This is a genomic window from Streptomyces sp. NPDC001156, assembly GCF_053598275.1.
In genome coordinates this window covers 19193-28167 of sequence record NZ_JBSFJX010000105.1, presented here as the reverse complement: position 1 = coordinate 28167, position 8975 = coordinate 19193, and the positions used below count along the sequence as shown (strand labels likewise).

Annotated in this window: 9 protein-coding genes and 1 riboswitch; of the genes, 1 reads left to right on the top strand and 8 read right to left on the bottom strand. The window is 70.8% G+C overall.

Annotation, left to right across the window (positions count from 1 at the left end; genetic code table 11):
• Positions 1 to 112: 112 nt before the first annotated feature.
• The 7 genes from ACWDA7_RS33845 to ACWDA7_RS33815 all read right to left on the bottom strand — a co-directional run bounded on the left by ACWDA7_RS33845 (position 113) and on the right by ACWDA7_RS33815 (position 7463).
• Positions 113 to 1489, bottom strand: a complete 1377-nt coding sequence (locus ACWDA7_RS33845) for an NtaA/DmoA family FMN-dependent monooxygenase (protein WP_450609302.1) — start codon at positions 1487 to 1489, stop codon at positions 113 to 115.
• A gap of 22 nt (positions 1490 to 1511) precedes the next feature.
• Entirely contained in the window at positions 1512 to 2720 is a 1209-nt protein-coding gene (locus tag ACWDA7_RS33840; protein ID WP_450609300.1) for an LLM class flavin-dependent oxidoreductase, read from the bottom strand.
• A gap of 111 nt (positions 2721 to 2831) precedes the next feature.
• The gene (locus ACWDA7_RS33835; protein WP_450609304.1) at positions 2832 to 2918 is read right to left on the bottom strand and encodes a putative leader peptide; all 87 of its coding nucleotides are present in this window, start codon (positions 2916 to 2918) and stop codon (positions 2832 to 2834) included.
• A gap of 175 nt (positions 2919 to 3093) precedes the next feature.
• Complete coding sequence (locus ACWDA7_RS33830) at positions 3094 to 4119, bottom strand: ABC transporter substrate-binding protein (RefSeq protein ID WP_450609298.1); 1026 nt, start codon at positions 4117 to 4119, stop codon at positions 3094 to 3096.
• A gap of 73 nt (positions 4120 to 4192) precedes the next feature.
• Complete coding sequence (locus ACWDA7_RS33825) at positions 4193 to 4978, bottom strand: amino acid ABC transporter ATP-binding protein (RefSeq protein ID WP_450609296.1); 786 nt, start codon at positions 4976 to 4978, stop codon at positions 4193 to 4195.
• Positions 4975 to 6015, bottom strand: a complete 1041-nt coding sequence (locus tag ACWDA7_RS33820) for an amino acid ABC transporter permease (RefSeq protein ID WP_450609294.1) — start codon at positions 6013 to 6015, stop codon at positions 4975 to 4977. Before ACWDA7_RS33820 ends, ACWDA7_RS33825 begins: the two co-directional genes overlap by 4 nt.
• A gap of 368 nt (positions 6016 to 6383) precedes the next feature.
• Positions 6384 to 6494: riboswitch (SAM riboswitch) on the bottom strand.
• 87 nt (positions 6495 to 6581) lie between these two features.
• The gene (locus ACWDA7_RS33815) at positions 6582 to 7463 is read right to left on the bottom strand and encodes a glutathione S-transferase C-terminal domain-containing protein (RefSeq protein WP_450609292.1); all 882 of its coding nucleotides are present in this window, start codon (positions 7461 to 7463) and stop codon (positions 6582 to 6584) included.
• Positions 7464 to 7891: 428 nt separating this feature from the next.
• Between ACWDA7_RS33815 and ACWDA7_RS33810 the strand changes: the two genes are divergently transcribed.
• Complete coding sequence (locus ACWDA7_RS33810; RefSeq protein ID WP_450609290.1) at positions 7892 to 8407, top strand: MarR family winged helix-turn-helix transcriptional regulator; 516 nt, start codon at positions 7892 to 7894, stop codon at positions 8405 to 8407.
• A gap of 219 nt (positions 8408 to 8626) precedes the next feature.
• On the opposite strand, the gene ACWDA7_RS33805 is transcribed toward ACWDA7_RS33810, so the two are convergent.
• Entirely contained in the window at positions 8627 to 8965 is a 339-nt protein-coding gene (locus ACWDA7_RS33805) for a GNAT family N-acetyltransferase (protein ID WP_450609288.1), read from the bottom strand.
• Positions 8966 to 8975: the final 10 nt, after the last annotated feature.

Genomic DNA, 8975 nt, shown 5'->3' with positions numbered 1-8975 from the left:
CGGGTACCAGCCTCTGCTGGTGCGGCCTTCGGGGCAGCAGGCCCGCCCGCCTGTCTCACGCCACGTGCACGAGCGCCGCGCCTGGCGCCAGGCGGGAGAGTCTCGCGGCGTCCTACGAAGCCGCCCGCTCGCTGGAGGTCCCGGCGTCGGGGTGGTCCAGGCCCAGGTGATCGCGCAGGGTCGTACCCGCGTACTCCGTACGGAAGACGCCGCGCTCCTGAAGCAGCGGGACCACGGTGTCGGCGAAGACGTCCAGGCCACTCGGGGTGATGTGCGGGACCAGGATGAAGCCGTCGGACGCGTCGGACTGCACGAAGTCGTCGATGGTCCGCGCGACGGTGGCCGGGGACCCGACGAACGTCTGGCGGTTGCCGGTGTTGATCACCAGGTCGCGGATGGACCAGTTGTTCGCCGCTGCCAGCTCTCGCCACTCCCGTGCGGTCGCCAGCGGGTCACGGTACATGCGCACCTGCGCCCGTCCCCGTGCGATGTGGTGTTCGCCGAGGTCCGGGTCGACTTCGGGCAGCGGGCCGTCCGGGTCGTAGCCGGACAGGTCCCGGTTCCAGACGAACTCCAGGTGTTTGATCGCCGTGGCGCCGCTGACCTGCCGGCGGCGCACCTCGCGGGCCAGCTCCTCGGCCTCCGCGTCGGTCTCGCCGAGGACGAAGGTGGCGGCGGGCAGGATCAGCAGCTGGTCCGCCCTGCGGCCGTACCTGACGAGGCGGCCCTTGACGTCCTTGTAGAAGGCCTGGCCCGCTTCCAGGGTGCTGTACCGGCTGAAGATCGCGTCGGCACTCGACGCGGCGAACTCGCGGCCCTCCTCGGAGTCACCGGCCTGGAAGATCACCGGCCGGCCCTGGGGGCTGCGGGGGACGTTGAACCGGCCGTGGATGTCGAAGTGCTGTCCTTCGTGGACGAAGGCGCCGGCCTTCGCGTCGCGCAGGAAGACACCGGTGACCTGGTCGGCGGCGATCTCGTCGCCCCGCCAGGAGTCGAAGAGTTCACTGGCGGTGGCCAGGAACTCCTTGGCACGGGAGTAACGCTCCTCCTGCGGCAGGAAGCCGCCGCGGCGGAAGTTCTCGCCGGTGAAGGCGTCCCAGGAGGTGACGACGTTCCAGGCGGAGCGTCCGCCGGAGAGGTGGTCGAGGCTCGCGAACTGGCGGGCCACCTCGTAGGGCTCGTTGAAGGTCGAGTTGATGGTGCCCGTCAGGCCGAGGCGGTCGGTGACGGCGGCGAGCGCGGCGAGCACGGTGAAGGTGTCGGGCCGGCCCACCACGTCCAGGTCGTAGATCCTGCCGCCCTGCTCCCGCAGGCGCAGCCCCTCGGCGAGGAAGAGGAAGTCGAACTTGGCGCGTTCGGCGGTCTGCGCGAAGTGCACGAACGAGCTGAACTCGATATGGCTGCCGGCCTTGGGGTCGCTCCACACGGTGGTGTTGTTGACGCCGGGGAAGTGGGCCGCGAGATGGATCTGCTTGAGCGGCTTGCTCATGGTGGTCGGGAGTCCTTCCGGCTCAGGCTGCGGGAGCGGCATAGCGGTTGGCGGGACGGGCGAGGCCCAGCAGCCCGCGCAGGGTGTCGGCCTCGTAGGCGGTGCGGAAGGCGCCGCGGCGCTGCAGTTCGGGAACGAGTCCGCGGGTGATGTGCGGCAGGTCGTGCCCGGCCACGGCGGGCCGCAGCCGGAAGCCGGACAGCCCGGTCGACTGCAACTCCAGGAGCAAGTCGGCCAGTTGTGCCGGTGTGCCGGTGAAGATCCGGGCGTCCCCGGTGTACGGGTACCCGGCGAGTGCGTCCAGTCGCTCCCGGCGTTCGGCGGCCTCGGCGGGGTCGTCGTCGAGGAAGACCACCAGGTCGCCGAAGATGTGCAGCCGTTCCCCGGCCCGCCCGGCCGCGCTCTGCTCGGCCCGGATCTCGGCGACGATCGCCCGGGCCTGCTCGGTGTCGTGCGGGGTGACGTAGCCGAGGTCGGTGGAGCGGGCGACGAGCCGGAACGGCACGGTCTGGTGGGCGAGGGAGGTGACAGGGGGCTGGCCCTGCGGGGGGCGTGGCGTGATGGAGGGGCCCTTGACGCTGAAGTGCCTGCCCTCGAAGCCGATGTAGTGCAGTTTGTCGCGGTCGATGAAGCGGCCGGTCGTGACGTCCCGGATCTCCGCGTCGTCCTCCCAGCTGTCCCAGAGCCGGCGCACGACCTCGATGTAGTCGGCGGCCTCGTCGAAGAGGTCGGTCACCAGGTCCTGTGCGGCGGGGTCGCCGTAGGCCTCGATACGGGGGATGGTGCGGCGGCCGAAGTGCGCGGCTTCGTTCGGGCGCGCGGTGATCTGCACGCGCAGCCCCGCGCGTCCGCCACTGACGTAGTCGAGCGTGGCGATCGCCCTGGAGGTGTGGAACGGCTCCGTATGCGTGACGACCACGGTCGGCACCAGGCCTATGTGCCGTGTCAGAGGAGCGACCCGTGCCGCGGTCAGCAGAGCGTCGAGGCGTCCGCGGACCTGGTCGGTGCGTTCGTCCGGGTCCAGGAAGTGCGAGGACTGCGGGCCGAGGCCGTCCTCGAAGGTCACGAAGTCGATCAGGCCGCGCTCGGCCTCGGCGACGAGGTCCACCCAGTAGCCGGCGGTGAACAGGTCCCCGGGCCGGGCCACCGGTTCCCGCCAGGAGGCCGGGTGCCAGCCGGTGCCCTCCAAGGCGACGGCAAGATGCAGAAGGGAAGGAGCAGTTGAGGACACGAGTGGGTGCCTTCCTGAATTCCGTACGGGATCGCCGACCCCTTGCGCAAGCCGGGTACGGCGGCGGGCGAGCGAAGCGGGATGAGAGCCCCGGCCCGGGCCGGGGAGGGGTCAGGAGCGACAGAGCGCGCCGGCCACGCGCAGCAGATCGATGTGGGGCCGGGAGTGCAGGCGGACGGTGCGCGGTGCATGTGTCACGTCCGTCACCTCCGTATGTCGGGCGCGGCGGGCGCGCCGGGCACATCTCCCCGTGACAACGCCCTGGTCGCCGTCTCTGTTCCTGTGTGCGACCACCGGCCGGGCATCCGGCCCCGATGGCGGTGCCCGATGCCCACACGGGTGCGAGGTGCGGCCGGTCGCGGTGCCGCGGGGATCAGGAATTGTCGAGCGGCAGGCCGGGCGGGTTGATCTCGGACTTGGTGACGGCCTCGTTCGAGAGGTTCCAGGCGGCAAGCCACTTGGCGTGCTGGCCGTTCTCGATCAGGTGGTTGATGGCGTCTGCGAGGGGCTTGGCCAGCCCGCTGTCCTTCTTCGCGGCCGCAGCGATCAGACCCTGGAGCGTCTCGCCGGCGCCGGAGAACGTGCCCGCGCTCCGGGTCGCCTGCGGCGTGTTCGCGACCTGAGTGATGTGGTAGGCGATACCGGGGTTGGGACCGAAGTACGCGTCGATCTTTCCGCCGGCCAGCGCCAGGTAGGTGCTGTTCTGGTCCTGGAAGTACTTGACGGTGAGCTGCTTGCCCTCCTTGGCCAGCTTGGCCTTCCACTCCAGCAGGAGCTTCTCCTGGTTGGTGCCGGAGCCGACGGAGACGGTCCTGCCCGCGAGGTTCTCGTAGTGGCCGCCGAAGTTCCAGGTGCTCTTCTTGGGCACCTCCCAGCCGAGGTTGTCCTGGCGGTAGGAGGCGAACTCGTACTTCTTCTTGCGTTCCTCGGTGTCGGTGACATTCGAGAAGGCGACGTCGACCTTTCCGCTGTCGATGCCGACGAAGAGGTTCTCCCAGGTCGAGTTCTTCACCTCGGGCGTGAGCCCGAGCACCGCGGCCACCAGGCGGCCGAGGTCGGGTTCGGCGCCGGTGAGGCTCTTCTGGTCACCGCCCACGTAGGCCAGCGGCGGGAAGCCGGAGGGCAGGGCGCCGACGCCTATCTCCAGCTTGCCGCTCTTGCGGACGGCCGCGGGCAGCTCGGCACTGATGGACGTGACCTCGGGCACCTTGAGGGTGGTCTGTTGCGCGGCGCCGTTGGAGAGCCGGCCCACGGTGACCGTGCCGGAGGAGACGCTGTCCGTGGTGGTGGCGGCGTCGCTGTCACCCCCGCACGCGGCGAGCCCGGCGGCGAGGGTGACTACGGCGGTTCCCGCGGTGAGACCGCGAAGGATTCGGCGTCGGAGACTGAGCGCAGGCATGGCTGTCCTTGTCCGGTGGGCGGTGAAAATGAGGGCGTGGGGGGAGACTTGGGGATTGGCGAGGCCGCGGGCTTCAGAGCACCTTGCTCAGGAAGTCCCGGGTCCGCTCGTGCCGTGGATTGCCGAGGACCTCGGCGGGCGGCCCCTGCTCGACGATGCGGCCGCCGTCCATGAAGACCACCCGGTCGGCGATCTCCCGTGCGAAGGCGATCTCGTGCGTGACGATGAGGAGTGTGGTGCCGCCGTCGGCCAGGTCCTTGATGACAGCCAGCACTTCGCCGACGAGTTCGGGGTCGAGGGCGGAGGTGGGCTCGTCGAAGAGGATCACACCGGGGCGCAGGGCGAGCGCGCGGGCGATGGCCACCCGCTGCTGCTGGCCGCCGGACAACTGCCGCGGATAGGCCCCGGCCCGGTCGGCGAGTCCGACCCGGGCGAGCAGTTCGCGGGCGAGTTCCTCGGCTTCGGGCCTGGTCAGACTGCCGGTCGCGCTCGGAGCCAGGGCCACGTTGTCCAACACGGTCAGGTGCGGAAAGAGGTTGAAGTTCTGGAAGACGAAGCCGATGCGACTGCGCTGGGCCAGGATGACCCGCTCGCTCAGCTCCTTGAGGCGGTCGCCGTGCCGGCGGACGCCGATGGGCTCGCCGCCCACGCTGACATAGCCGCGTTCGGGCTTCTCCAGGTGGTTGATCACCCGCAGCAGGGTGGACTTGCCCGAGCCGGAGGGTCCGAGGATCACGGTCACCTCGCCGGGACGTACCGTCAAATCGATGCCGTCCAGCACCCGGTGGGCGCCGTACCACTTGTGCACATCGTGCACCTCGACCGCCGAGGAGTGCGTTTCGAGCGTCTGGGCGGTCATACGGCGGCCTCCCTGCGTGCACGTTCCCGCAGCTCACGCAGACCGGTGCGCAGCCTCTGCAACGGGGTCGACGGCAGGGTGCGGGTGGCGCCCCGGGCGTAGTGCCGCTCGACGTAGAACTGGACGACGGACACGATGCTCGTGAGGATCAGGTACCAGACGGTGACGACCAGCAGCAGCGGCACGATGTCGCCGGGGTAGGTGCTGCCCATGGTCTGCGCCGAGCCGAACAGATCGAGCAGCGAGACGTAGAACACCAGCGAGGTGCCCTTGATCAGTCCGATCAGCTGGTTGACGTAGTTCGGGGTGATGGACCTGAGGGCCTGCGGGAAGACGATTTTCCTGAACTGGTGGCCCCTGGGCAGGCCGAGGGCGGCGGCGGCCTCGTGCTGGCCCTGGTCGACGGAGAGGATGCCGCCCCGGACGACCTCCGCCGCGTACGCGGCCTCGTTGAGGCTCAGACCGACCACGGCGACGGCCATGTCGGTGGCCAGCCTGGACTCGTCGAAGGTGAGGAAGGCGGGGCCGAAGGGCACGCCGATGCTCACCGTCCGGTACAGCGCGCTGAAGTTGTAGAGGAAGATCAGCACGACGATCAGGGGTACGGACCGCAACGCCCATACGTAGGTCCAGCTGACGGCGCGCAGCACGGGGCTCCGGGAGAGCCGCGCGAGCGCCAGGACGATGCCGCCGAGCAGGCCGGACACGGCGCTGAGCGCGGCGACTTCGAGAGTGATCAGCAGTCCGTCGAGGATGGTGGGGCGCAGGAACCAATAGGCGAACCGGTCCCACTGGTAGAAGGGGTTCGAGACCAGGCCGTGGACGAACTGGGCCACCAGGACCAGCACCACGGCCGTGGCGATCCAGCGGCCGGGGCGGCGCAGGGGTCGTACCCGCTGGGCGGTGAGCGGTCGGCCGGAAGCGTCCGGCGAGGGGTCGCGGACCGGGTGGGCTGGAGTGGTGGGCGTGACGTCGGCGGTGGCTTCGGCCATCGGCAGGGCGTCGACGGACACGGCTGTGCCTGGGGGTTCAGTCATGGAGGGCTCCGGCAACTCGGACACCCGGGGACCGCGGCGGCGGTGCGTGGCCACGACAGGCCGGCAGGGCGGGGATCGCTCTGCGGAGCGGGGCAGCGCACGGGGTCGCACGGAACCGGGGGCTGGGCGGACAACGGCACACCGCTCAAGCGGTGTTCGTCACGGAGGCGGGGCTGGTGGAAGTAGTCAGCCCCGACAGCGGGCGCGGCCCGGTGCGGTACACAGTGCGCTGCTGACGCGCAGAAGGTCGACGGCCCGGTTGGCGACGAGCAACTGTGCGTACGGCTGTACGCAGCACTGAGGACGGCGTGCGGCCGTCCTGGAAGCTGCGTACATGTCCGCCACCTGTCGCTGTCCTGGCCCCTTGGGCCTCGCGCTTACCGAAACGTCATCCCGGTCCGGTCGTCACCTGGGGCACCCCACCGCGGCGCGAGGGTTGCCGGTCAGCAAGCCAGGGCTTGTCGCTGACGCTCATGACCGTTCTGAGCCGTAAGTAAGTCAGGCCCGGGAACCGATGTCAATGTGCGTCCATCAGGTGATACATCAGCCTACGGACGGACACGCCGTCAACTGGCCCGTGCCGGTGCGCTGTCGGGCACGTGCGCGGCCCAGTCGAGGATCTGCACCGCCGCCCCCGCGGCCTCGAGACCACGGCAGCGCGCGTGGTGCCGACGGGCGATGCCGTCGAGGTCGAGGTGCGGGCCGAAGGCCGGACGGGCGGCCAGCCGGCGGGCGTAGGCCCACAGACGCGGGTGGCCGGCTATGCGGTGCACCGCACCTGCGTCCAGGTGCCAGCGGTGCACGGTGTCCAGTTGCACCAGGCTCACCCACAACTCCACGTCGCCAGCGGTGAGTTGGTCGCCCAGCACGTATTCCTGGCGCTCCAGCCGGCCCTCCAGCGACCGCAGGGTGCACAGCAGCGAGGTGAGCGCGTCGGCCCGCTCCTCCGCACCGGCATCGGCGCGACCGGCACGCTGTGCGGCCGCCTCGAGGCCCTGCTCGCACAGGCGGCGCACACCCTCGAGCTCGGCGTCGGCGCCCTGCGGGTACAGCGCATCGCGGCCGGCGCCGAAGTGCCGGGCCAGGTCGCGCATGATGTCCGGGGCGTGCGTGCTGACGATCCGGCCCGACCAGTCGTCGCTGAGCACGGGCGCGACGGCCGCCCCAGGGTAGCGGTGGGCGCTCGCCTCGTACAGCGGGCGCAGCGCGGAGTGCTCGCCGCCGGGGCCGTCTGGCACCGCGGGCAGGAAGGTCACGGGGCAGACCTCGTCGAGACCGAGGAGGCTGTGGGTGATGGCTGTCCGCAGACAGTGCGGACAGGACAGCGACAGGTGGAGCCGGTAGCGGCGCGGTACCGCGTAGTGGCCGCTGCGTGCGTCGCGGCCGATGCGGCCCCGGAAGGCCGGGACGGACGACGGCGGGAGTGCGGTCAGGGCATGGGCGGACATGTCTCTCCCCGGGTACTGGTACGCGAAGATGCGGAGGGTGGCGGCCTGGCGGGCAGGTGACGCTCCCCGGCCCGCACGACGGGGCGCGGGGTTCCGGCACGGCCGGTTCAGCTCGAGGCGCCGGCCGCGCTGCAGACCCGCAGCAGATCGATGTGACGGCGGGAGGTCAGAAGAAGGGACTGCCGACGTGTGCGGTGCACACGGCCGATGACCGGCTCCAGGCGTCCCATGTTTCCCTACCTGTTCGCTAGGAAATCCCCATTGGAGTGTCGAGCGGGCTCCGGTCTGCGTCAAGGGGGCCGTCCGCAGTGTGAGAGCGAGGGAGCCCGGCGAATCGGATCGCGGTGGTTCGTCCCCGGTCGGTCCGTCCCATTTCCCCATCTGTCGGGCCCGTGTCCATATCTGGACGGCCGGTAGACTCGGGGACCATGGCCGACTCCTCCGCCCCCGCCGACCAGCCCGCATGCGAAGGGTCGGCCGAGGACACGCTGCTGCCGGCCGAACTGCGCGCCTGGATGCAGTTGCTGGCCGCTGCCGGGGCGATCGAGCAGCGGCTGCGTTCCCAGGTCAAGGAGTCGCTCGGGGTCTCGCACGACGAGTTCCTGGTGCTGTGCCTGCTCGCCGACCAGCCCGGCGCCGCTCTGCGCATGTCGCGGATCGCCGAGTCGCTGGGCCGCCCCAAGACCCGCCTGACCTACCAGATCGCCTGTCTGCAGCACGCGGACCTGGTGACCCGGCGTTCGGTGTGCGGCGACAAGCGGGGCATCGAGGTCGCCCTCACGGACAAGGGTCGACGGCTGCTGCGGGAGGTCTCTCCGACGCTGGCCGAGACCGTCACCGAGGCCGTGCACGGGATGATCGACGACCGGCAGTGCGAGTCGCTGCGCGGCCTGCTGCCCGAGGTGGCCGAGGCCTCCGCCGCCGGGTCCGACACGGCCGTCTGACGGCCGCACAAGGGCGCGTCACGCTGCGTCGCCCTCCACCTCTGACAACCGGCGGTACGGGTTGCCCGCGGGTTGCCCACCCGTGACGGCCGCCGGTACGGGCTCCCCCCCACGCGCGGCGGAGTCCGCGAGGCCCTGGCAACGCGGACTCCGGGCGGCCCGGCACCGGGCCGGACCGCCCTCCTGTGGCGGCGGGAGGCCGCCGTGACAGCCCGGACCTCAGCCCAGTTCCCCGTCCAGCCACTCCAGGACGTCGGGGGTGGCGGGGTCGGTGATGTCGGCGAACTCCTCGTGCCTCTTGAGGAACTTGGCGACGTAGGGGCAGACCGGCACGATCCGCTTCCCGGACTCCCGTACGTCGGTCAGCGCCTGCTGGACGAGCTGAGAGGCCAGGCCCTGTCCGGCGAAGGCGTCGTCGACCACCGTGTGGTAGAAGACGCGCTGGTCGCCGCGGTCGCGGTAGGCGGTCAGACCGGCGCGCCGGCCGTCGACCAGGATCTCGTAACGCTGTTTGGCGTCTACCCGCTCGACGGTGGGAGCGGCGGACGGCTGGCTCATCGGGATGCCT